Annotated in this window: 19 protein-coding genes; 5 read left to right on the top strand and 14 right to left on the bottom strand. The window is 71.9% G+C overall.

Annotation, left to right across the window (positions count from 1 at the left end; all coding sequences use genetic code 11):
* Positions 1 to 26 precede the first annotated feature (26 nt).
* The 3 genes from OG295_RS04385 to OG295_RS04395 are packed head-to-tail and all read right to left on the bottom strand — an operon-like array spanning position 27 to position 3,373.
* Positions 27 to 1,550: a long-chain fatty acid--CoA ligase gene (locus OG295_RS04385; protein WP_371675636.1), complete on the bottom strand. Its 1,524-nt coding sequence runs from the start codon at positions 1,548 to 1,550 to the stop codon at positions 27 to 29.
* A gap of 10 nt (positions 1,551 to 1,560) precedes the next feature.
* Positions 1,561 to 2,460 carry an amidohydrolase family protein gene (locus OG295_RS04390; protein ID WP_371675637.1) on the bottom strand — a complete coding sequence of 300 codons (900 nt, stop codon included), beginning with the start codon at positions 2,458 to 2,460 and terminating at the stop codon, positions 1,561 to 1,563.
* Position 2,461: 1 nt separating this feature from the next.
* Positions 2,462 to 3,373: an SDR family oxidoreductase gene (locus OG295_RS04395; RefSeq protein ID WP_371675638.1), complete on the bottom strand. Its 912-nt coding sequence runs from the start codon at positions 3,371 to 3,373 to the stop codon at positions 2,462 to 2,464.
* Positions 3,374 to 3,541: 168 nt separating this feature from the next.
* Here OG295_RS04395 and OG295_RS04400 point away from each other — a divergent pair, with 168 nt between their 5' ends.
* Positions 3,542 to 3,955, top strand: coding sequence for a MarR family winged helix-turn-helix transcriptional regulator (locus tag OG295_RS04400; protein WP_371675639.1), 414 nt, complete (start codon positions 3,542 to 3,544; stop codon positions 3,953 to 3,955).
* Positions 3,956 to 4,002: 47 nt separating this feature from the next.
* Here OG295_RS04400 and OG295_RS04405 read toward each other — a convergent pair whose 3' ends face one another.
* The 5 genes from OG295_RS04405 to OG295_RS04425 are packed head-to-tail and all read right to left on the bottom strand — an operon-like array spanning position 4,003 to position 9,224.
* Complete coding sequence (locus OG295_RS04405) at positions 4,003 to 4,785, bottom strand: ABC transporter ATP-binding protein (protein WP_371675640.1); 783 nt, start codon at positions 4,783 to 4,785, stop codon at positions 4,003 to 4,005.
* Positions 4,782 to 5,765 carry an ABC transporter ATP-binding protein gene (locus tag OG295_RS04410; protein WP_371675641.1) on the bottom strand — a complete coding sequence of 328 codons (984 nt, stop codon included), beginning with the start codon at positions 5,763 to 5,765 and terminating at the stop codon, positions 4,782 to 4,784. The genes OG295_RS04405 and OG295_RS04410 overlap by 4 nt, the downstream gene beginning before the upstream one ends.
* Before the next feature lie 5 nt (positions 5,766 to 5,770).
* Positions 5,771 to 6,640, bottom strand: a complete 870-nt coding sequence (locus tag OG295_RS04415) for an ABC transporter permease (protein ID WP_371675642.1) — start codon at positions 6,638 to 6,640, stop codon at positions 5,771 to 5,773.
* Positions 6,637 to 7,590 (bottom strand): ABC transporter permease, encoded by a 954-nt coding sequence (locus OG295_RS04420; RefSeq protein WP_371675643.1) that lies wholly within the window; start codon positions 7,588 to 7,590, stop codon positions 6,637 to 6,639. The genes OG295_RS04415 and OG295_RS04420 overlap by 4 nt, the downstream gene beginning before the upstream one ends.
* Complete coding sequence (locus OG295_RS04425; RefSeq protein ID WP_371675644.1) at positions 7,587 to 9,224, bottom strand: ABC transporter substrate-binding protein; 1,638 nt, start codon at positions 9,222 to 9,224, stop codon at positions 7,587 to 7,589. Before OG295_RS04425 ends, OG295_RS04420 begins: the two co-directional genes overlap by 4 nt.
* Positions 9,225 to 9,364: 140 nt before the next feature.
* On the opposite strand from OG295_RS04425, the gene OG295_RS04430 reads away from it, so the two are divergent.
* Positions 9,365 to 10,486, top strand: coding sequence for a LacI family DNA-binding transcriptional regulator (locus OG295_RS04430; RefSeq protein WP_371675645.1), 1,122 nt, complete (start codon positions 9,365 to 9,367; stop codon positions 10,484 to 10,486).
* On the opposite strand, the gene OG295_RS04435 is transcribed toward OG295_RS04430, so the two are convergent.
* On the bottom strand, positions 10,453 to 12,087 hold the full coding sequence (locus OG295_RS04435) for an amidohydrolase (protein WP_371675646.1): 1,635 nt from the start codon (positions 12,085 to 12,087) through the stop codon (positions 10,453 to 10,455). The genes OG295_RS04430 and OG295_RS04435 overlap by 34 nt on opposite strands.
* Before the next feature lie 149 nt (positions 12,088 to 12,236).
* Here OG295_RS04435 and OG295_RS04440 point away from each other — a divergent pair, with 149 nt between their 5' ends.
* Together OG295_RS04440 and OG295_RS04445 are read left to right on the top strand one after the other, a co-directional pair.
* Positions 12,237 to 12,950: a helix-turn-helix domain-containing protein gene (locus OG295_RS04440; protein WP_371675647.1), complete on the top strand. Its 714-nt coding sequence runs from the start codon at positions 12,237 to 12,239 to the stop codon at positions 12,948 to 12,950.
* Positions 12,951 to 13,082: 132 nt separating this feature from the next.
* Entirely contained in the window at positions 13,083 to 14,471 is a 1,389-nt protein-coding gene (locus OG295_RS04445; protein WP_371681104.1) for an NAD(P)/FAD-dependent oxidoreductase, read from the top strand.
* Positions 14,472 to 15,171: 700 nt separating this feature from the next.
* On the opposite strand, the gene aspA is transcribed toward OG295_RS04445, so the two are convergent.
* The 5 genes from aspA to OG295_RS04470 form a co-directional block, all read right to left on the bottom strand.
* Entirely contained in the window at positions 15,172 to 16,581 is a 1,410-nt protein-coding gene (gene aspA / locus OG295_RS04450; RefSeq protein WP_371675648.1) for an aspartate ammonia-lyase, read from the bottom strand.
* Between the two features lie 56 nt (positions 16,582 to 16,637).
* Positions 16,638 to 17,654, bottom strand: a complete 1,017-nt coding sequence (locus OG295_RS04455; protein ID WP_371675649.1) for an asparaginase — start codon at positions 17,652 to 17,654, stop codon at positions 16,638 to 16,640.
* Between the two features lie 90 nt (positions 17,655 to 17,744).
* Positions 17,745 to 19,184: an amino acid permease gene (locus OG295_RS04460; protein WP_371675650.1), complete on the bottom strand. Its 1,440-nt coding sequence runs from the start codon at positions 19,182 to 19,184 to the stop codon at positions 17,745 to 17,747.
* Complete coding sequence (locus OG295_RS04465) at positions 19,181 to 19,912, bottom strand: FadR/GntR family transcriptional regulator (RefSeq protein WP_078613352.1); 732 nt, start codon at positions 19,910 to 19,912, stop codon at positions 19,181 to 19,183. Before OG295_RS04465 ends, OG295_RS04460 begins: the two co-directional genes overlap by 4 nt.
* A 31-nt stretch (positions 19,913 to 19,943) precedes the next feature.
* Complete coding sequence (locus tag OG295_RS04470) at positions 19,944 to 20,738, bottom strand: gamma-glutamyl-gamma-aminobutyrate hydrolase family protein (RefSeq protein ID WP_371675651.1); 795 nt, start codon at positions 20,736 to 20,738, stop codon at positions 19,944 to 19,946.
* Positions 20,739 to 21,010: 272 nt separating this feature from the next.
* On the opposite strand from OG295_RS04470, the gene OG295_RS04475 reads away from it, so the two are divergent.
* Positions 21,011 to 21,919 carry a LysR family transcriptional regulator gene (locus OG295_RS04475; RefSeq protein ID WP_371675652.1) on the top strand — a complete coding sequence of 303 codons (909 nt, stop codon included), beginning with the start codon at positions 21,011 to 21,013 and terminating at the stop codon, positions 21,917 to 21,919.
* Positions 21,920 to 22,026: the final 107 nt, after the last annotated feature.

Here is a 22,026-nt window from a genome sequence, read left to right on the forward strand (position 1 = left end):
CGGGCGACGCGCGAGGAGCCGGCGGGTCAGTCCGCGTAGCGGTCGCGCACGGCGGGTTTGAGGATCTTTCCGGAGGCCGTGCGGGGCAGGACGTCCGTGAGGACCACCGATTTGGGAATCTTGTACTTGGCGAGCCGGCCCTGGAGGTGGCCGAGCAGATCGTGCTCGTCCGCGCGGCTTCCGGGCCTGAGGACGACGACGGCGCGGCCGACCTCGCCCCAGACCGGGTCCGGCACGCCTACGACGGCACACTCCTCGACGGCGGGGTGGGTGAGGAGGACGCCTTCGACCTCGGCCGGGTAGACGTTCTCGCCGCCGGAGACGAACATGTCCTTCACCCGGTCCACGACGTAGGCGTAGCCGTCGGCATCGAGCCGGGCGACATCGCCCGTACGCAGCCAGTCGCCGTCGGTGAAGGCGGCCTCGGTGTCCTCGGGCCGGTCCCAGTAGCCGCTCATCACGTTCGGGCCTTGGACGAGCACCTCGCCCCGCTCCCCGGGAGCGGCGTCGGTCCCATCGGGCAGGACGAGGCGCGTGTCGGTGAAGAAGTGGGGTACGCCGGCGGAACCGGCCTTGGCCGAGGTCTGCTCCCGGCCCAGGAACAGGACGCCCGGGGACGCCTCGGTCATGCCGTAGCCCTGGCTGAAGGCCAGGTCGCGGTCGAGGTACGCGGCGATGGTGCGGGCCGGGACCGGCGCGCCGCCGCAGTTGAGGGTGCGCAGGCTGGACAGGTCGGTGGTCGCCCAGTGGGGCCGGGCGGCCATCGCGTCGTACATCGCGGGGACGCCGAACATGTAGGTGACACGTCGGCGTTCGACGGTTTCCAGGACCCGCTCGGCGTCGAAGGCGTCGAGCAGCACCACCTGGCCGCCCTTCAGGATGGTGGGCAGGCAGGTCATGTTGAGGCCGGCGGTGTGGAACAGCGGTGCCACGACCAGGGTGACCTCGTCGCCGGCGAGGTCGGTGTCGACGATCACGTTGACGCTGTTCCAGATGATGTTGCCGTGGGTGAGCACGGCACCCTTGGGCCGGCCCGTGGTCCCGGAGGTGTACATGATCATGCACGGGTCGCCGGGGGCGACGGCCTCGTCCAGGGGCTCGGGTCCGTTCGCGGCGAGCAGTTCCTCGTAGACGAGGCCCGCGGGGCCGGGCGCCGCGAGAGTGATCCGGTGCCGCACCACGTCGGCCTCGTCGGCCGCTGCCCGGGCGGCCTCGGTCTGCTCGGGCGCGTGGATGAGGACCGTGCTGCCGGAATCGGTCAGGTTGTACGCCAGTTCCGGCGCCGCGAGCCGGGTGTTGAGCGGGACGAAGACCGCCCCGAGCACACCCGCGGCGAACAGTGTCTCCAGGAACGCCGGGTGGTTCGGGCCCAGGTAGGCGATCCGGTCGCCGCGCCGGACGCCGAGCGCGCGCAGGGCATGGGCGCACCGCAGGACGCGGTGGTGCAGTTCGCGGTAGGTCCGGGTGCGGTCCTGGTGGACGAGGGCGATCCGGTCGGGGGTCCTGCGGGCCCGGCGTGCCGGCCAGGAGCCGATGCCTTGGTTCAACACGGCGATCCCTTCAGTCGGTGAGCAGGCCGAGCAGGCGGGCGGCGTTCTCCTTGAGGATCTTCGGCCGGACCTCGGGCTTGATGTCGAGCGTTTCGAAGTCGGCGAGCCAGCGGTCGGGGGTGATGACCGGGTAGTCGGAGCCGAAGAGGACCTTGTCCTTGAGGAGGGTGTTGGCGTACCGCACGAGCTGGGGCGGGAAGTACTTCGGGGACCAGCCGGACAGGTCGATGTGGACGTGCGGCTTGTGGGTGGCCACCGCCAGGGCCTCGTCCTGCCAGGGGAACGAGGGGTGGGCGAGGATGATCCGCAGGTGCGGGAAGTCGACGGCGACGTCGTCGACGAGCATCGGATCGGAGTACTTCAGCCGGATGCCGCCGCCGCCCGGGACCCCGGCGCCGATGCCCGTCTGGCCGGTGTGGAACAGGGCCGGGACGCCGAGCTCCTCGATGGCCTCGTACAGGGGGTAGGCGAGGCGGTCGTTCGGGGCGAACGCCTGGAGGCTGGGGTGGAACTTGAACCCCCGCACGCCGTGCTCCTCCACCAGGCGCCGCGCCTCCAGCACTCCGGCGCGGCCCTTGTGCGGGTCGATGCCGGCGAACGGGATCAGCACGTCGGCGTGGGCGGCGCAGCTCTCCGCGATCTCTTCGTTGGAGATCCGCGGGTGCCCGGTGGCGTGTTCGGCGTCGACGGTGAACACGACCGCCGCCATGCTCCGTTCGCGGTAGTGGTCGGCCATCTCCTCGATGGTGGGCTGCCGGTGTCCGTGGGCCTTGAAGTACTTCTCGGAGGCGCCGAGGAGTTCGGGGCCGAGCGCGGTGCGGCCGTCCTTGGCGACCTCGGCGTGCGTGTGCATGTCGATGGCGGTCAGGCGGTCGAGGTCGAGCGCGGGTTCGTAGGCACGGTCTCCCATGTCATGCCTCCGGGGCCTGGGGCGCGGGGATGCCGTACGTCTCGGGTTCGGCTCCGACGCCACCGGGCCATTGCGCCGCGATCGCCTCGGCGCTCCAGCCTCCGTCGGCGAAGGCGGTCGCCTTCTCCTTGGGGTGCGCCCACAGGGCGAGCCGGTCGCCGCCTATGCCGATGGCCTGTCCGGTCACGTCCTTCGCGGCGTCGGAGGCGAGGAAGGTGATGAGCCCGGCGACGTCCTCGACGGTGCCGAGGCCCTCGTCCTTGCGCAGCCAGTCCGGCAGCGGACCGCCGGTGCGCTCGGACTCCTCGATGACGGGGGCGAAGGCCGGGATGGTCCTGGTCATCTCGGTGGCGGCGACCGGGACGACCGCGTTGACGGTGATGCCGGAGCGGCCCAGCTCCATGGCCCAGGTGCGCGCCATGGCCACGATGCCGGCCTTGGCGGCGGCGTAGTTGGTCTGACCGAAGTTGCCACGCTGTCCGGCGGGCGAGGAGATCAGGACGAGACTGCCACCGGTGCCCTGCTCCCGCATCCGGACGGCGGCCGCCCGGGCACAGGTGAAGGTGCCGCGCAGGTGGACGCGGACGACGTCGTCGAAGTCGGCGTCGGTCATCTTCCACAGCACGCGGTCGCGCAGGATGCCGGCGTTGGTGACGAGCACGTCCAGGCGGCCGAATTCCCCTACCGCGGTGTCCACGAGCGCCTGGGCCGCCGCGCCGTCTCCGACGGCCGCGACGACTCCGGCCGCCGTGCCGCCCTCGGACCGGATCGTGGCGACGGCGGCGTCGACCGCGTCCCGGTCGACGTCGTTGACGATGACCGCGGCGCCGGCGGCGGCGAGGGCTCGGGCGTATCCGAGGCCGAGGCCGCGTCCGCTGCCGGTGACGACGGCGACCTTCCCGTGCAGATCCATGAGGGGTACCTCTCGTGAGGGGTGGGTGGGATGCCGGGAGCACCGGCGGACGGCCGGGCTCAACCGACAGGAATCCTGTCGAATGACAGTCTCGCCAACCAACAGGATTCCTGTCAATGCCTTAGGGTGTACCCGCCATCCACCCGGCACCACCACAGGAGGACGAACGTGAGCACCTCGCTGCTCTACCTGGTCAAACGAACGGAACTGGCGGTGCGGGCCCGTCTCGAAGAGCTGGTCAGGCCTGCGGGCATCACCGCCCTGCAGTACACCGCCCTCACCGTCCTGGACCGGCACGACGGGATCTCCGCCGCCCAGCTCGCCCGCGACTCGTTCGTCACCGCCCAGACCATGGCCGACATGGTCCGCGCCCTGGAGAGCCGCGGCCTGATCCGCCGCGAGCCGAACCCGGACAACCGCCGGGAGCGCCTCGTCCTGCTGACCGAGGCGGGCAAGGGGCTCCTGGACGAGTACGCCGGACCGGCCCGCGCGCTGGAGGAGCGCATGGTCGCCGACCTGACGCCGGAGGAGGTCGACGGATTCCGGCAGGCACTGCAGCGCACGTGGCGCTCCCTGGCCTGACCGCGCGGGACGCCCGCCCGACGGGACGCCCGCCCGTCGGGCGGCCCTCAGCCGCCTCCGCCGGTCAGACTGCCGCGCCGCGGCACCGAGCTGAGCAGCAGCCGGGTGTACGGGTGCTCCGGCGCGTCGAGCACCCGGTCCGCGGGGCCCGACTCCATCACCCTGCCCGACTTCAGGACGAGCACCTCGTCCGCGATGTGGCGTACGACGGCCAGGTCGTGGGTCACGAACAGGAAGCCGATCCCCGCCTCGCGGCGGATCTCACGCAGCAGTTCGAGGATCTGGGCCTGGATGGACACGTCCAGCGCGGCGACCGCCTCGTCCAGCACCAGCACCCGGGGCTCCACCGCGAGGGCGCGCGCGATCGCCACGCGCTGGCGCTGCCCGCCGGACAGGTCGCGCGGCAAGGCCGCCGCCTCCCGGGTCCCGAGGCCGACCTGATCCAGGTGTCCGGCGACACGGACCCGGCGCGCGGCGGCGTCCAGGTCGGTGTGCAGCCGCAGCACCTCGTCCAGGCAGCCGCTCACCGTCACCCTCGGATCGAGCGACAGGTAGGGATCCTGGAAGACCATCTGGATCTCCCGCGCCCGGGCGATCCGTTCGGCGCGGCCGCGGGCGCGGGCGGAACGGTCCCGGCCGTCGAGCCGGACCGTACCGCCGTCCGCGCGCTCCAGGCCCACGAGCATCCGGACCGTCGTCGTCTTGCCGCTGCCGGACTCGCCGACGATCGCGAGCGAACCGCCGGGCGGCAGCGAGAACGACACCCCGTCGACCGCCGTGTGCTCCCCGTACCGCTTGTGCAGCCCCTCGACCACCAGTCCCTCCGTCACAGCGTGATTCCTTCCTCGGCGCGCAGGCACGCGGCCAGGCCCTCGCCGTGCGGTGCGAGTACGGGCGTCTCCTCGGCGCAGCGCGGCACCGCGTGCGGGCAGCGGGCTGCGAACGCGCAGCCGGGCGGGGCCTCGGACAGCGATACCGGCCGGCCCCGGATGGGCCGGGGCGGGGGCGAGCCCGCTTCGATGCGCGGAGTGGAGGCGAGGAGCCCCGCCGTGTACGGGTGGCGCGGCCGGTCGAAGAGCTCGTCGGTGGATCGGGTCTCGACGATCCGGCCGGCGTACATCACGTACACCCGGTCGCAGATCGCCGAGGCCAGCTCCAAGTCGTGCGTGACGAAGAGCATCCCGGTGCCGCGCTCGGCCCGCAGCCCGGCCAGGAGCGCGATCACCTCGGCCTGGGTGGTGACGTCCAGCGCGGTGGTCGGTTCGTCGGCGAGGAGCAGGGCCGGCTCGGCGGCGAGGGCAGCGGCGATGACGACCCGCTGGAGCATTCCGCCGGAGAACTGGTGCGGGAAGCGGCGCAGGGCGCCGCGCGGATCGCGGATACCGACGGCGTCGAGGAGTTCCTCGGCCCGCGCGGCGGTCCGGTCGGCGGGGGTGCCGCAGGCCTGCAGCCCTTCGGCGAGGAAGTCGCCCACTCTGCGCAGCGGGTTGACGGAGGCACGCGGGTCCTGGAAGACCATGGCGACCTCGCGGGTCCGCAGCCCGGCCAGCTCCCGCGGGCGCATGCTCAGCACGTCCCGCCCGGAGACCCGGACCCGACCGCCGACCCGGGCGCCCCGGGGCAGCAGTCCCAGGACGCTGCGGCAGGCGACCGACTTGCCCGAGCCGGACTCGCCGACCAGGCCGACGGTCTCCCCGGGCCGCACGGTCAGGCTCACCCCGTCCAGGATGGGCCGGGCGGCCCGGTCGTCCGGGAGCCGTACTCCGAGCCCGTCGATCTCCAGGACGGGCGTGGTCGATGGCGTGGTCATGGCGTTCACCTCTCCCGCCTCGCGATCCGGTCGGCGAGCCCCTCGCCGACGATTCCGAACGCCACGACCGCGAGCACGACGCACGCGGACGGCGCGAGCGCCGGGAGCATCGCCCCCTGCATGACGGCCCCCTGGCCATCGTTGATCATGGCGCCCCAGTCGGCGGCCGGCGGCTGGACTCCGAAGCCGAGGAAGGACAGGGCCGCGAGGTCCATCAGCGCGTACCCGAAGTTCATCGCGGACTGGGCGAGAACGGTGGGCGCGATGTTCGGCAGCAGGTGACGGACGCAGACCGTCCAGTCGGACCAGCCCTGCACCACGTACGCCTCGATGTACGGCCGTTGTTTCTCCTGCCGGGCGATGCCTCGCACGAGCCGGCCCACGTACGGGGTGTAGGCGACGGACATGGCGATGACGGGTGCGGTCATGCCGGAACCGAGGACGGAGACGAGCAGGATCGCGAGCAGCAGTCCCGGGATCGCGAAGACGAGGTCCATCGAGCGGGACAGGAGGGTGTCCGCCCAGCCGCCCCGCCAGGCCGCCACCACACCGAGCAGCAGACCGAGCAGGGTGGAGACGCCGACGACGAGCAGCGGCCCCAGGAGCCCGGTGCGGGCGCCGTGGATCAGCCGGGACAGGATGTCCCGCCCCGACTGGTCGGTGCCGAGCAGGTGGTCGCCGGTGGTGCCGGCGAGGGTCGCGGTGAGGTCGAGCGCCTCGGGGTCGTACGGAGCGAGGACGGGTGCGAGCACGGCGACCAGGACGAGCGCGGCGAGCACCGCGACCGAGACCGCGAACAGTGGCCCCTGGCCGAAGATGCGCAGTCCGCGCAGGCCCGGCCTGCGGTACGGCGCCGTGGTGAGGGTGGAGGTCATGGAGAGCCTTCCCCGGAGGAGAGACGGGGGTCGATGAGCGGGGAGACCAGGTCGACCGCGAGGTTGACGAGGACGAAGGCCGCCACGCTGAGCAGGGTGACGGCCTGGACCACGGCGAAGTCCTGCGCGGTGACCGACTGCACGAGCAGCGAGCCGAGCCCCGGCACGTCGAAGGCGGTCTCCACGATCGAGGTGCTGATGAGCAGGCCGGCGAGCATGGTGCCGCCGACGGTGACGATGGGTCCCAGCGCGTTGCGCAGCACGTGCCGGCGCACCACGGTCCGCCCCGGGACGCCCCGGGCGCGCGCCACCTCGACGTGCTCGCGGCCGAGTTCGTCGAGCATCGCGGAGCGCGTGACCCGGGCCAGCAGGCCCGCGAACGTCAGGGCGAGGGCGAAGGCCGGCAGGGTGAGCTGGTGGAGCCGGGCGCCGAAGCCCTCCGCGGCGCCGCCACCGGGGCCGGGGAACCAGCCGAGCCGGACCGAGAAGACCGAGACGAGCACGATCGCGCTGACGAAGGACGGGGTGGCGGTGACCACTCCCGTGCCGATCAGTACGGTCCGGTCGAGGAGCCCGGGGCGCAGCGCCGCGAGGATGCCGAGGCTCACCCCCAGGACGACGACGAGCAGGGCCGCGTAGCCGACGAGGAGGGCGGTGCCGGGCAACCGGGAGCCGAGGAGCGAGGTGACGTCCTGGTGGTACTGGGCCGAGCGGCCGAGGTCGCCGCTCAGGACGCCGCCGAGCCACTTGCCGTACTGCACCACGACGGGGTCGTCGAGGTGGTGCTCCGCACGCAGGGCGGCCACGGCCTCGGGGGTGGCCGGGCGGCCGTGCAGCAGGAAGGTCACCGGGTCACCGGGGGCCAGGTGGATCGCGCCGAACACCACGACCGAGGTCACGAACAGCACGGCCAGCAGGCCCAGGAGCCGTCCGACGAGGAAGCGGGTCATTTCTGTGCGGCCCCGATCTTCGCGGCCCACGGGTAGTAGAGCTGGCTGATGCCGGTGGGGGCGCCGGTGATCCGCTTGCCGAGGAAGACCGAGTACGGTGCCTCGTACACGGGGATGACGGGCATCTCGCGCAGGGCGATTTCCTGGAGCTTCGCGGTGAGGTCGGCGCGCTTGGCCGGGTCCGGCTCGGAGTTGGCCCGGTCGAAGGCGATGTCGAATCCGGCGTCGGACCAGTAGCCGTAGTTCCCGAAGTCGCCGGTGCGCAGGTACTGGTAGAACTCCAGCGGGTCCGGTGTGTTGTCGTAGCCGTTGGTGATGACGAGGTCGAGCCCGTCACGGGCCTTCGGATCGACGAAGATGCTGCTGTACGCCTCGGGGGAGACCGACTTCAGCTTGACGTCGAGGCCGATCTGGCGTCCGGCCGCCTGCACCGCGTTGGCGACCACACTGATCTCGGGGGCGAGTGTGCTGGTCACGAGGGTGACCGTGCGACCGGTGGCACCGGCCTCCTTGACCAGCTTCCTCGCGCCTTCGACGTCATGGGCGAGGTCAGGCAGCGTGTCGTACAGGGTGGCGGCCTTCTCCGGGACGAGCGCCCAGGCACCGCGCGCCGCGGGGGCCTTGGCGGGGACGCCGACGCCGCCGGCCGCCGCGTTGATGATGTTCTTCCGGTCCAGTGCCATGGACAGGGCCTTGCGGACCTTGAGGTTGCCGAGCGGGCCTTCGAAGTCGAGGACGGCCAGGTTCGCGGCCGCGGTGTTGGGGCCGAAGAGGAGCGCTCCGTTGCCGCCTGCCCGCAGCTGGGCGAGGGAGGAGGACGGCACCAGGTAGCCGCCGTCGGCGGTACCGGACAGGAAGGCGTTGGAGCGGGCGGCCGCGTCCTCGATGAAGGTGAACTTCACGGACCGCGACTTCGGAGCGAGCGCCTTGTCCCAGTACGCCGGGTGCTCGCGCAGGGTGATGCTGTCGCCCTGCACCCACTTGTCCAGGGCGAAGGGTCCGGTGCAGTTCAGGGCGCCCTTCGGGGTGCCGTAGTCCGGACCTTCCTTGGCGAGGGAGGCCGCGCTCACGACGGTGCCGGGAGAGGCGGCCATGAGTTCGTGGAAGAGGACGTCGGCCTTGGTGAGGCGGATCGTCACCTCCAGCGGGCCGGTCGCCTCGATGGTGTGGACGTTCTTGAAGGACGAGGCCCACGGGGAGCCGGTGGCGGGGTCCATCTGGCGCTTGAGGGAGGCGACGACGTCCTCGGCGGCCATCGTGGTGCCGTCGTGGAACTTCACGCCCGGCCGCAGGGTGTACACGAGTGTGAGCGGGTCGGGCTGCTCCCACTTGACCGCGAGACCGGGCTCGATCTTCAGGTCGGGGGTGACGCGGAGCAGCTGCTCGCAGACGTTGGCGAGCACGGTGTTCGGCGGGTAGTCGTACGCGAGGGCGTAGTCGAGGGTGTACGGCTCGGCGTACAGCGACCACGTGAAGGAGTCCAGGGGACCCTGGGCGGGCGGTGAGGTCGGGGTGACCTGGAAGGCGGCACCGCCGGTGGCGCCGGTCTGGGGCCGGCTGGCGCCGGAGCAGGCGGTGAGGGAGGCCGCGAGCACGGCGGTACAGGCGAATGCGATGAATCTGGGGATACGCATGCAGTCCACCCCTTTACGGGTGTTGTGACGGGCACGGGGGGATGGAGCGAGTATTGATGCGGGAACGTTCCCGCACAAGACTTCGACCAGGTTTGCGGGAACGGTTTTGCAGAGGTCGGGAGGATGGCAGCATCGCTCCCATGACCGAAGATTCCGGGCACGGCGGGAAGCCCTCACCGCAGGACGGACAGCCCTCACCGCGACGAGGGCGGCCCTCGCCGCCCACCCCGCGCGTCCGTCTCGTCGACGTGGCCCGCGAGGCGGGCCTGTCCAAGACGACCGTCTCGGCTGCGCTCAACGGCACCGGCCGGCTCTCCCCCGAGGTACGGGAGCGGGCCCGCGAGACCGCGCGCGTCATGGGGTACCGGCCCAACGCCACCGCACGCCAGCTGCGCGCGGGACGGGCCCGGCTGATCGGATACGTGGTCGGCGAACTGGCCGACGCCCCCTGGTCCTTCCTGGAGTCGCCGTACTTCGCCCGGCTCACCGGGGCCGCCGCCGCCTCCGCCCTAGGACACGGCTACGCGATGGTGCTGCTGCCCGCCGGCTCCCTGCAGAGCGAGTGGTCCGCGCTGCCCCTCGACGCCGTGATCGTCGCCGACCCCGTCGCCGACGACCGGATCGTCGAGGACCTGCTCGCCGCCCGCATCCCGGTCTTCAGCGACCGGTCCGTGGAAGGCCGGCCGGAGGCCCACTGGGTGGACGTCGACGCGGTCGCCGCCGTCCGACGCACCCTGGACCACTTCCTGGCCCAGGGCGCCCGGCGGCCCGTACTGGTCGTCCCGGACAACACCACCCGCTTCCACCGCGAGGTGTTCGCCGCGCACCGCGACTGGTGTACGGCGCACGGGCTGCCGGAGCTGGCCGTACGGGCCACGGAGCCCGGCAACGGGCCGGTGGTCCAGGCCGTCGAGACCGCGCTGACGGCCGGGCGGGAACGCCCCGATGCCCTCTTCGTGGTCGCCGAGGCCAGCCCGCCCCTCGTCCTGGGCGCGGCCCGACGGCACGGCTACGACGTTCCGGGCGACCTGCTCCTCGCCTGCGTCAGCGAGGACGAGGCGGCCGTGCACACCGAACCACCGGTCACCACGCTCAGCCTGCGCCCCGAGGCCGTCGCCGAAGCCGGGATCGAATTGCTGGTGAGCGTGCTGGAGCACGGGCAGAAGGAGACCGGCGGGGTTCTCGTGCCGGTCCGCCTCGACGTCCGCGCCTCCTCGGTACGGCATCCTCAGCCTCCGAACACGAGCTCGCCGCCCACATAGGTCCGCTCCACGCGCGCGTCGGCGATCTCCTCCGGGGGTGCGGCCAGGATGTCCCGGTCGAGCACCACGAGGTCGGCCAGATGGCCGGGGAGGAGGCTGCCGGCGTCGTCGAGCCCGCTCACGTGCGCGGAACCGGCGGTGTAGGCGGCGATCGCCGAGAGGAGGTCGATGCGCTGCTCCGGCAGGAACACCCGCTCGTCGTCGGTCCCCGGCTCCCGCCGGTTCACGGCGACGTGGATGCCCGCGAGCGGGTCCGGGCTGGAGACCGGCCAGTCGCTGCCCGCCGCCAGGGTGGCCCCCGACCGCAGCAGACCGCCGAACGGGTACTGCCAGGCGGCACGCTCCGGGCCCAGGAACGGGATGGTCAGCGCGTCCATCTGCGGCTCGTGCGCCGCCCACAACGGCTGGATGTTCGCGATGGCGCCCAGCGCCGCGAACCGCGGCAGGTCGTCGGGGTGGACGACCTGGAGGTGGGCCAGGTGGTGGCGGTTGCCGCGCCGCCCGTTGGCCGCCACGGCGGCCTCGACCGCGTCGAGCGCCTCGCGCACCGCCCGGTCGCCGAGGGCGTGGAAGTGGACCTGGAAGTCCAGCGCGTCCAGCGCGGTCACATGGGCGCGCAGGGCCTCCGGCTCGACGAAGCTCAGCCCGCTGTTGGCCGTGGCACAGCCGCAGCCGTCCAGGTACGGGGCGGTCAGCGCGGCCGTGAAGTTCTCCGCGATCCCGTCCTGCATGATCTTCACCGACCCGGCCCGGAACCGGCCGTACGTCAACTCCTTGCGGCGCTCGACCAGTTCGGGGATCTGCTCGGCACCGCGCTCACGGTCCCACCACAGCGCGCCCGACACGCGGGCGGTCAGCGAACCGTCCCGCGCCGCGGTCAGATAGGCCTCCGACGGATCCCCCATCCCGTTGAAGGTGCCGAGCAGCGCGTCCTGCCAGCCGGTGATGCCGAGCGAGTGCAGCAGCTCCTGCGCCCGCAGCAGACCCGCGAGCCGGTCCTCCGGCGTACTCGCCGGCACCAGCCGCGAGACCAGGGCCGTCGCGCCCTCCTGGAGCATCCCGCTCGGAAAGCCGTCCGCCTCCCGCTCGATCCGCCCGTCGGCCGGATCCGGGGTGGCGGCGGTCAGCCCCGCCCGTTCGAGGGCCCGGGTGTTGGCCCAGGCCCCGTGGTGGTCGCGGTTCGACAGCAGCACCGGCCGGTCCGGCACCACCGAGTCCAGCAGCTGACGGGTCGGCAGCCCGCCCGCGAAGCTCTCCAGCGACCAGCCGCCGCCCGTGATCCACTCCCGGTCCGGGTGCGCCTGCGCGTAGGACCGGATCCGCTCCAGGTAGGCGGCGACGTCGACGATCTCGGTCAGATCGCACTCCGCCAGCTCACTGCCCCCGCCCACCGCATGGACGTGAGCGTCCTGGAAGCCGGGCATCAGGAGCCTGCCCGCGAGGTCGACCACCTCCGTACGGGGCCCGATCAGCTCCCGCACCGCGTCATGGCCGACGGCGGTGATCCGCTCCCCCTTGACCGCGAGCGAACTCGCCCGGGTGCGGGCCGGATCCATGGTGAGGACGGGACCTCCGGTGAAGACCAGATCGGCGTGCGGCATGCGGCGGCTCCCTTGCCTGCGGATGCGCTGGACAGACTGCGTACGGATGCACTGGACGGCTTGCGTACGAATGCGCGGGACGGGTGTCGGGCGCCATCGAAGCTCGCGAGCCGTTTACACGTCAATGGTGTTGACGTAAGGTCCCGGCCATGTCCGAACGCGTGGTACCCGAGGGCAGGCGCCGGCGCAGCCGCCCGACCAAACACGGCGCGGTCCTGTCCGAACGCCTCATCGTCGACACCGCACTGCGCCTCGTCGAACAGCACGGTGCGAAGGCCCTCTCGGTCCGCAGGCTCGGGGCCGCGCTCGGCGCCGACCCCACCGCCCTCTACCGCTACTTCCGAAACACCGACGCCCTGCTCCTCGCCCTCGCCGACGAGCTCATCGGCCGCGCCCAGCAGGGGTGGACGGCCACGGGCGACTGGCGGGAGGACCTGCGCTCGATGGGCCGGCGCATCCACGCCTCGTACCTCGCCCAGCCCCAGGCCGCGCTGCTCGCCGCCCACCGCACCACCGGTCGCCGGCACGAGACCCGGGCCGTCGAGACCATCCTCGGCATCCTCCGCGACGGCGGCTTCCCCGATGCCCTGGCGGTGCGGATCTACCACGCGTTCGTCGACCAGTCGCTCGCCTTCGCCGCCCAGGACGCCGCGGCGGCGGCCCTGCCGCCCTCGGCGGCGGCGGCCGACGCCGAGGTCTGGCACGCCGCGTACAGCCACCTCCCCGCCGACACCCACCCGAACATCGCGGCGGCGTACCCCCTCCTGGCCGTCGACATGCGCGACAGCGGCTACCCCTTCGCCCTGGAACTGATGCTCATCGCCGTCGCAGCGCTGCACCCGGACGCGGACGCGGGGCGGTAACGGTCCCCGTGATCCACCCGAGCACGCTTACGTCAACACCATTGACGTTGTCGCTTCCCGCCGGGTCTCATGGGCGGCACCTCGGAGGGAGCCCCCGTGCCCGGGCTCCTCCGCCACCCGAAGGAAGCCGCCATGGACCCCCTGCTCTCGCTGCGGGACGCCGATCCGACCCCGTTCTGGCTCGACGATCCGCGCCGCCCCCGGGCCGCCCCCGCCCTCGTCGGCGGCACCACCTGCGACCTGCTGGTCGTCGGCGGCGGCTACACCGGCCTGTGGACCGCCCTCGCCGCCAAGGAGCGCGACCCCTCCGCCGATGTCGTCCTGGTCGAGGGCGACGAAGTCGGCGGCGCCGCCTCCGGCCGCAACGGCGGCTTCTGCGAGTCGAGCCTCACCCACGGTCTCGCCAACGGCCTCGCCCGCTGGCCCGACGAGATAGGCGTCCTCGAACGGCTCGGCCGCGCGAACCTCCAGGCCATGGAGGACACCCTGGCCCGCCACTCCATCGACTGCGACTGGGAGCGCACCGGCTCCCTGGTCGTCGCCACCGAACCCCACCAGGTCGACTGGCTCGCCGAGGAGGCCGAGACGGCCGCCCGGTACGGCGCCACCACCACCGTCCTCGACGCCGACGCGGTCCGCGCCGAGATCGACTCCCCCACCTTCCTCGGCGCCGTCTGGAACAAGAGCGACACCGCCATGGTCAACCCGGCACGGCTCGCCTGGGGCCTCAAGCGCGCCTGCCTCGACCTCGGCGTCCGCATCCACGAGCACACCCCGGCCCTCTCCCTCGACGAGCACGGCGCCGTCGTCTCCGTCCGCACCCCCTACGGCCGGGCCACCGCCGGGCGGGTGGCGCTCGCCACCAACGCGTACCCCTCCCTGGTCCGCCGCCACCGCCCTTACACCGTCCCCGTGTACGACTACGCCCTCATGACCGAACCGCTCGACGAGCAACGGCTCGCCTCGGTCGGCTGGCACAACCGGCAGGGCTGGGCGGACCCCGCCAACGCCTTCCACTACGTGCGGATCTCCGCCGACAACCGGATCCTGTGGGGCGGCTACGACGTCGTGCACCAGCGCCGCGTCCGCGCCGAGCACGACCGGCGCCCCGAGACGTACGCGACGCTCGCGCGCCAGTTCTTCCACACCTTCCCGCAGCTGGAGGGCACCCGCTTCAGCCACGCGTGGGGCGGCGCCATCGACACCAGCACCCGCTTCTGCGTCTTCTTCGACACCAGCCACCGCGGCAAGGTCGCCTACGCCGCCGGCTTCACCGGGCTCGGCGTCGGCGCCACCCGGTTCGGCGCCGAGGTCATGCTGGATCTCCTGGCCGGCGGGCGCACCGAGCGGACCGCCCTCGATCTCGTACGCCGCAAGCCGCTGCCCTTCCCGCCCGAGCCCGTCCGCTCCCTCGGTATCGGCATCACCCAGCGCTCCCTCGCCCGCGCCGACCGCAACGAGGGCCGCCGCGACCTGTGGCTGCGGTCCCTCGACCGCCTCGGCCTCGGCTTCGGCAGCTGACCCCCGCATCTCCGGCTCCACTGGACCGCGATCGGGTTCCCCGACCATGCGTCGGCGTCAGGACGCTCCGAAAACCCGCCGGTTGACCGGCCTCAAAGCATCTGCGACCGGCCCCCGGGAACGATCAAGGGGCCGTTTCGGATTGCTCTGAAACGGCCCCTGACCCGCGACTTCGAAAAGTCGGGACGACAGGATTTGAACCTGCGACCCCTTGACCCCCAGATGGCTGCGCCAGGGCCGCAATCAGAACATGTGCCGCTATTTGAGGGCGGGTAACGTGCGCGAACACACGTATGGTGCACCAGCGTGCGGCGATGCTGGTCCCCATGTGGTCCCCAACCCGGCGTCACCTCCAGGCGCTACTCGCAAGACCCAGTCGGGCCCTGCGCGCCCCGGTCCACAGGAACACTCCCAGGCGAAACCGGGCCCGCCTCTCTCAATGTGACCCTCACCGCTCTCTTGGGTGATCTGCAGCCGTGCTGCGGCGGGAGTGCGCAGGGCCGAGCCGGCCGTCGGCACGAGGGCCTTCCCGTCACTCGATCGGTGGGTGCCCCGTCCTGCTCAGACAGGCCACGAACCCTCACTGGTGCTGCCATCCCGCCTCCCCATGCCGGCCGAAGCCGTCATCAGCACAACGAGCAACCCGGCAAAGGACCGCGGCCTCGCGGGAAGAGCACGCATGAGCCGACGCAGCCCCGCGTCAGGCCCCGGCCGCTCTGGCTCCCGCGATCACCTCTGGCCGCAGCAGGGCGGTGAGCCGCTCGGCCGGCAGCAGACCTCGCTCCAGGACGAGCTCGGCCACGCCCCGGCCGGTGGCAAGGGCCTCTTTGGCGATGTCGGTGGCGGCGGTGTATCCGATGTGCGGGTTCAGGGCGGTCACCAGGCCGATGGAGTTCTCAACGGTGGCCCGCAGCTTCTCGGTGTTGGCGGTGATGCCGGCCACGCAGCGCTCGGCGAGGGTGAGGCAGGCCGCGCGCAGGTGGGTGACCGACTTCGACAGCGAGTGCAGGATGACCGGCTCGAAGGCGTTGAGCTGGAGCTGTCCGGCTTCGGCGGCCATGGTGATGGTGATGTCGTTGCCGATCACCTCGAAGGCGACCTGGTTGACGACCTCCGGGATCACCGGGTTGACCTTGCCGGGCATGATGCTCGAGCCCGCCTGCACCGGCGGCAGGTTGATCTCGCCGAGTCCGGCGCGCGGCCCGGAAGACAGCAGGCGCAGGTCGTTGCAGGTCTTGGACAGTTTGACGGCGATGCGCTTGAGGACGCCGGACATCTGGACGAAGGCGCCGCAGTCCTGGGTGGCTTCGACCAGGTCGGCCGCGGTGACCAGGGGCAGCCCGGTGATGTCGGCGAGGTGGCGGCGGGCCGACTCGGCGTACCCGGCAGGGGCGTTGAGGCCGGTGCCGATGGCGGTGGCGCCGAGGTTGATCTCGTGGATGAGTCCGAGGGCCTCTGCGAGCCGGCTGCGGTCCTCGTCGAGCATGACGGCGAAGGCGGAGAACTCCTGCCCGAGGGTCATCGGTACGGCGTCCTGCAGCTGGGTGCGGCCCATCTTCAGCACGTCGTGGAACTCGGCGGCCCGGCGGGCGAAGGCGGCCTGCAGGACGGCCATGGCTTCGAGCAGGCCGCGCACCGCCGAGGCGGTCGCGATCCGAACGGCGGTCGGGTAGACGTCGTTGGTGGACTGGCCGAGGTTGACGTCCTCGTTGGGGTGCAGGTGCCGGTACTCGCCCCTGGCGTGGCCCAGCAGCTCCAGCGCCCGATTGGCGATGACCTCGTTGGCGTTCATGTTGGTCGAGGTGCCGGCGCCGCCCTGGATGACGTCGACGACGAACTGGTCGTGGAGCTTGCCGCCGCGTATCTCCCGGCAGGCGGCGACGATCACGGCTGCCTTCGCGGGCTCCAGCAGGCCGAGTTCCTCGTTGGCGAGGGCTGCGGCCTCCTTGACGGCGGCGAGGGCGTCGATCAGGTGCGGGTAGGCGGAGATGGGCGTCCCGGTGATGGGGAAGTTCTCGGTGGCGCGCAGGGTGTGGACGCCCCAGTAGGCGTCGGCGGGGACGTCGCGGTCTCCGAGCAGGTCGTGTTCGCTACGGGTGGCGGCGGTCATGGGTGTGCGGCCCTCTTCCTGAGGTGGGTGGGTCAAGGTGGTGAAAGGGCATGGAGTCAGGCGGTGGCGGGGACGCTGGGCGGGTTCAGCGCCGCCACCGGCTGGATGCCGCCGACGGGCCGGCCGCCGCCGGTCATCGGCTCGCCCTCGAACCCGGCGAGCAGCCGCGGCTCGACTCCCGCCCGGGCGAGGGCTGCGGCCGTCACCGGGATGCGCGCCCGGTCCGCCCCGTCGGCGATCTTCACTGCGACGGCGCGGCCGTCGGGCAGCGCGGCCACCTGGACGCCCTCGAAGCCGTCCTTGGCCAGCAGCCCGGGCACCGCGCGCATCAGCTGGGCCGCGTCTCGCCCTGTGCCGGAGGCCATCTCCGGGTGGACGCGCAGCGCGTCCGCCACCCGGCGCCCGGCGGTGTCCGGACCGGCCGTGGCGATGCGGGCGGCGGCGCGGGCCAGGCCGTGCAGGGACACTGCGAACAGCGGGGCTCCGCAGCCGTCGACGGTGACGTTCGCGATGTGCTGGCCGGTGAGTTCCTCGACGACCTCGGCGATCGCCCTCTGAAGCGGGTGGCCCGGGTCGAGGTAGCTCTCCAGGGGCCAGCCGGCCAGCTTGCACAGGTACAGCATCGCCGCGTGCTTGCCGGAGCAGTTCTGGGCGAGCCGGGAAGGCCCGCGGCCCTCGCGCACCCAGGCATCCCGGACCGCCGGGGCGTACGGCATGTCGGGGACGTTGCGCAGGTCGTCCTCGGTGAGGCCGGCCAGTTCGAGGATCAGCCGGGTACCTGCGAGGTGGTGCTCCTCGCCGGAGTGGCTGCCCATCGAGAGGGAGAGCAGGGCGCCGTCGAGCGGCAGCCCGGCCCGCACCATGGCGAGGGCCTGGACCGGCTTGAGGGCTGAGCGCGGGTAGCAGGCGGCCTCGATGTCTCCGACGCTCAACCGGACGTCGCCATGACCGCCGAGGACGACGACGGATCCGTAGTGGACTCCCTCGATCACGCCGCCCCGGGTGACGTGGGCGACGGGTGCATGCTGGGGCTCGCGCATCGCGGGCGCGTCCGCGAGGAGACTGCTGCGCATCACTGCCTCGTTTAGTGGTGGGTTGCTGCTGACCGGGGTGGCCGGCGGCAGGCCCGGCCCGGGGGGACCGGGCCGCGCCCGCCGCTTGGCTCAGCCCTCGCTCTTCGCGGCGGCGCGCGCCACGCGGCCGCGGACGGCGTACCAGCCGGCGACCAACGCCGCGGCGATCAGTGGCACGCACAGCACGGTGGTGCGCGCCGCTCCTCCGTCGGCGTACATGAGGACCAGGACGGAGGCGAGGAAGGCCAGCGTCACGAGTTCGGTCCACGGGGACCCGGGCAGGCGGTAGGAGGGACGGGTCAGTTCGCCGTCACGGGTCTTCCGCCAGAAGAGGAGGTGGCAGAGCATGATCATGCCCCAGGTGGCGAGGATGCCGATGGCGGCCAGGTTGAGCACGATCTCGAACGCGTCCGCCGGAACGACGAAGTTGAGCCCGACGCCGAGGACGCACATGCCGCTGGTGAGCAGGATGCCGCCGTAGGGCACCTGGGTGCGGCTCAGCCGGGCGGTGAAGCTCGGGGCGGAGCCGTTGACGGCCATCGAGCGCAGGATGCGGCCGGTGGAGTAGAGGCCGGAGTTGAGCGAGGACATGGCCGCGGTGAGAACGACCAGATTCATCACGTCGCCGGCCGCCGGGATGCCGATGTGGGAGAGCACGGTCACGAACGGGCTCTGGCCTGCGCTGTAGCTGTTCCACGGCATCAGCATCGACAGCAGGACGACCGAGCCGACGTAGAAGAGGCCGACGCGCCACATGATCGAGTTGATCGCCTTCGGCATGATCTCCTCGGGATTCTCGGTCTCACCGGCCGCGACTCCGACCAGCTCGACGGAGGCGTAGGCGAAGACGACGCCCTGGATGATCAGCAGCATGGGCAGCAGGCCGTTGGGGAAGATCCCGCCGTTGTCGGTGATCAGGGACGGACCAGGCACGGCGTCGTCGATGGTGTGCCGGGTCACGAGGAAAAAGATCCCGATGGCCATGAAGACGACCAGCGCGCCGACCTTGACGATGGCGAACCAGAACTCCAGTTCGCCGAAGATCCGCACCGAGATGAGGTTCACGGTGAGGACCACGGCCAGGGCTATGAGCGCGATCACCCACTGCGGGACGTCGGAGAACAGGCGCCAGTAATGGGTGTATGTGGCGACGGCGGTGATGTCGGCGATGCCGGTGGTCGCCCAGTTGAGGAAGTACATCCAGCCCGCGGTGTACGCGCCCTTCTCCCCGAGGAACTCCCGGGCGTACGAGACGAAGGCGCCGGAGGACGGCCGGTACATGACGAGCTCGCCGAGCGCGCGTACGACGAGGAACGCGAAGATCCCGCAGACGGCGTAGGCGACGAACAGTGAGGGGCCGGCGTCGGCGAGGCGTCCGCCCGCGCCGAGGAAGAGCCCGGTGCCGATCGCACCCCCGATGGCGATCATGTTGACGTGCCGGGGTGTCAAGGACTTGCTGTAGCCGGTGTCCCCGGCGTCCACGTGACGGGTCGTGGGGCGCTTCTCGTCTTTGAGGAACTGCTCGCTCACGCCTCGGGTCTGCCTTCCGTGGAGGTGGCCGCGCGCTGGGGGCGCACGATTTCTGTGAGGGTCGTCTCGACCCGCAGGAGGTGGTGGGACATGGCCTCCACCGCGTCGTGCTCGGAACCGTCGGCCAGCGCCTCGAGGATCGCCCGGTGCTCGCAGTTGGACTGCTCGCGCCGGCCGCCCAGTTCGTTGAGGAAGGTCGACTGACGCGCCAGTGCGTCGCGGATCTCCTCGATGACGCGGCGGAAGACGGGGTTGCGGGATGCCTCGGCCACCGCCAGGTGGAAGACGGTGTCCATCGCCACCCACGCGGTGGTGTCGGTCTCCTGCTCCATCCGGTCGAGCAGATGGCCCAGATGGTCCAGGTCCTCCGGGGTGCGGCGCAGCGCGGCGTACCCGGCGACCGGGATCTCGACGTGCCGGCGCACCTCCAGCAGGTCGCTGGCGACGTAGTCGCCGAAGGTGGGGTCCTCGACCGTGTTCGCCAGGACGAACGTGCCCTTGCCGCTCTTGGAGGCGGTCAGGCCGATGGCTTGGAGGGCTCGGAGCGCCTCCCGCAGCACGGGCCGGCTGACCTCCAGGGTCCGGCACAACTCGGCTTCGGAGGGGAGCTTGTCGCCCACGACGTACTCACCGCGCTCGATGGCGCTGCGCAGGTGGCCGAAGACCGCTTCCATCGCGCTGACGCGCCGCGGGGCCTGGCCACCTGTCTGGCTGTCTGACAGGTTCACGGTGTGATCCTGATGGGTGCGCCGGAGGGTGTCAAGACACCTGTGTCGGGAAAGTCCGGCCCGGCGAGTTTCGTACCGTGCGCACTTTCCGTCCTGCCACCGAAGCCGCCCGATCGGTGTCTGCGGCGAAACCGGCGGCATCCACCAGGGCGTGCACCACCGGCGTGTCGACACCCATCTCCGGATGCCACTGGACGCCCACGGCGAAGCGGTGCCGGGTGCTCTCGATCGCCTCGACGGTGCCGTCCGCCGCACGGGCTGCCACGATGAACCCGGAGCCAAGGCGATCCACGGCCTGATGATGGTGCGTGGCGACCTCGCGGGTCCCCGGCAGGAGGGCGCCGATCCGGGTCCCCGGCGCGGTGGTGACGGTGTGGGCACAGAAGTGGCCCCGGTAGGGGTTGTGGCCGTGATGGCCCACCCTGTCGGGCAGGTGCTGGATGAGGGTGCCTCCGGCGTGTACGTTCATCAGCTGCATACCCCGGCACACTCCGAGCACGGGAATGTCGCGGGCGAGACCAGCGGCCAGTACAGCCTGCTCCCACCGGTCGCGCTCGCGGACCGGCGGCCCCGTGCGCGGGTGGGGCCGGGCGCCGTACAGGGCGGGATCCACGTCCTCGCCTCCCGTCAGGACGATCGCGTCCAGACGTGCGACCACATCGGCCGCTGCCGACGGGGCGTCCGGCGGCAGCAGGACGGCCCGGCCGCCCGCGGCCTGGAGACAGCCGGCGTAGGCCGCAGGCAACACTGCGGCGGGCAGGTCCCACTCGCCCCACCGGGCGTCGGCCAGGTAGGTGGTGAGTCCGATGAGTGGCGGCTGGGGCATACCACTTCCTTTCAGGGCGTGAGGGGTGATCGTCGATGGCCGGGTGCACACCCGCCCCGCCGGACGTCCCCGGCCACGGCGGGCTGCGGCAGAAAAGGCGGACGGGGCGGACGGGGCACTGGCGGAGGGCGCCCCGGCGACAAGGTGGAGGGGCGGTCACGATCCGGGAGCGCGGGCTTGCGTTTTTCTTGCCGCGAGCAAGAATCCTGCTGGCGTTCATCCGCAATCACAAGAAAACACATCTTCGCGACAGATAAGTGAGCCTTAACTCCGTGCAAGGACTCGACCCCCGCCTGCTCGCCACCCTCGAAGCCGTCGTGCGGCACGGCTCCTTCAACGCCGCCGCACGCGAGCTCGGCTACAGCGCGCCCGCGGTCTCCCAGCAGATCGCCGAACTCGAACGCCGCGCGGGCCTGAGAGTGCTGGAGCGCCGGCCCGTGCGCGCCACACCGGCCGGCGAAGTCCTTCTCGACGCCGAGCAGGGCGTCCGCAACGCGTTGGCGACGGCATCGGTGGAACTCGACGCCATGCGCGCGGGTACGGCCGGACGGATCCGCCTCGGCGCCTTCGCCTCGGCCGCCACCAGCATCGTTCCGCAAGCGCTGGCCCAACTCCACGCGGCCTACCCCCACGTGCAGGTCAGCCTCAGCCAACTGGAACCCGAGGCCTGCTACAACCGGCTCAAGCGGGGGGACATGGACCTGGCCCTCAGCTACGACTACGACTTCATCCCCGTCCCGCCGCCCCGGATGCTGCGCCGGACGCTGGTCGCACGGGATCCGGTGGTGGCCGTGGTCCCGGCACACCACCGCCTGGCCGACAGGGAGGTCATCGACCTGGCCAGCCTCGCGTCCGAGACCTGGATCGCGGCTCCGGAGGCCGCACTGCGCCTGGAACTGCTGTCCCAGATGGCCAAGACGCCTGGCTTCCAGGCCCGCCTGCAATACGAGGGGGACGACTTCAACACCGTGCTCGGCTTCGTGGCCGCAGGCCTGTGCGTGGCCGTCATGCCGCAACTCGCCCTACCCCGCGCCAACACCCAGGTCGTGGCCCGCTCCCTGGCCGAGCCGCAGTTGACGCGCTTCATCTACGCCGTCCGCATCGACACCCGGCACGCCCCGCGCGCCGTCCTGGACCTGGAGCAGATGCTCGCCGCGCAAGCGCTGGCCGCGCTCGCATGAGGCTGCGGCGGGCGGCTACCGGAGGCGAACGGAGCGTGAACCCACGTGAAATGCGCCAAGTTGACGGCGGCCGCACGCGCGTAGACCGGGTGGTGACGCCAGGTCTC

Source organism: Streptomyces sp. NBC_01276 (assembly GCF_041435355.1).
GTDB lineage: Bacteria > Actinomycetota > Actinomycetes > Streptomycetales > Streptomycetaceae > Streptomyces.

Coding starts and splice junctions, on each gene's coding strand:
- OG295_RS04430 (WP_371675645.1), top strand. CDS start 9,365: ATGACCGAAGATTCCGGGCACGGCGGGAAGCCCTCACCGCAGGACGGA.
- aspA (WP_371675648.1), bottom strand. CDS start 16,581: ATGACCGCCGCCACCCGTAGCGAACACGACCTGCTCGGAGACCGCGAC.
- OG295_RS04390 (WP_371675637.1), bottom strand. CDS start 2,460: ATGGGAGACCGTGCCTACGAACCCGCGCTCGACCTCGACCGCCTGACC.
- OG295_RS04415 (WP_371675642.1), bottom strand. CDS start 6,640: ATGACCTCCACCCTCACCACGGCGCCGTACCGCAGGCCGGGCCTGCGC.
- OG295_RS04440 (WP_371675647.1), top strand. CDS start 12,237: ATGTCCGAACGCGTGGTACCCGAGGGCAGGCGCCGGCGCAGCCGCCCG.
- OG295_RS04435 (WP_371675646.1), bottom strand. CDS start 12,087: ATGCCGCACGCCGATCTGGTCTTCACCGGAGGTCCCGTCCTCACCATG.
- OG295_RS04420 (WP_371675643.1), bottom strand. CDS start 7,590: ATGACCCGCTTCCTCGTCGGACGGCTCCTGGGCCTGCTGGCCGTGCTG.
- OG295_RS04470 (WP_371675651.1), bottom strand. CDS start 20,738: ATGCCCCAGCCGCCACTCATCGGACTCACCACCTACCTGGCCGACGCC.
- OG295_RS04455 (WP_371675649.1), bottom strand. CDS start 17,654: ATGCGCAGCAGTCTCCTCGCGGACGCGCCCGCGATGCGCGAGCCCCAG.
- OG295_RS04445 (WP_371681104.1), top strand. CDS start 13,083: ATGGACCCCCTGCTCTCGCTGCGGGACGCCGATCCGACCCCGTTCTGG.
- OG295_RS04395 (WP_371675638.1), bottom strand. CDS start 3,373: ATGGATCTGCACGGGAAGGTCGCCGTCGTCACCGGCAGCGGACGCGGC.
- OG295_RS04410 (WP_371675641.1), bottom strand. CDS start 5,765: ATGACCACGCCATCGACCACGCCCGTCCTGGAGATCGACGGGCTCGGA.
- OG295_RS04425 (WP_371675644.1), bottom strand. CDS start 9,224: ATGCGTATCCCCAGATTCATCGCATTCGCCTGTACCGCCGTGCTCGCG.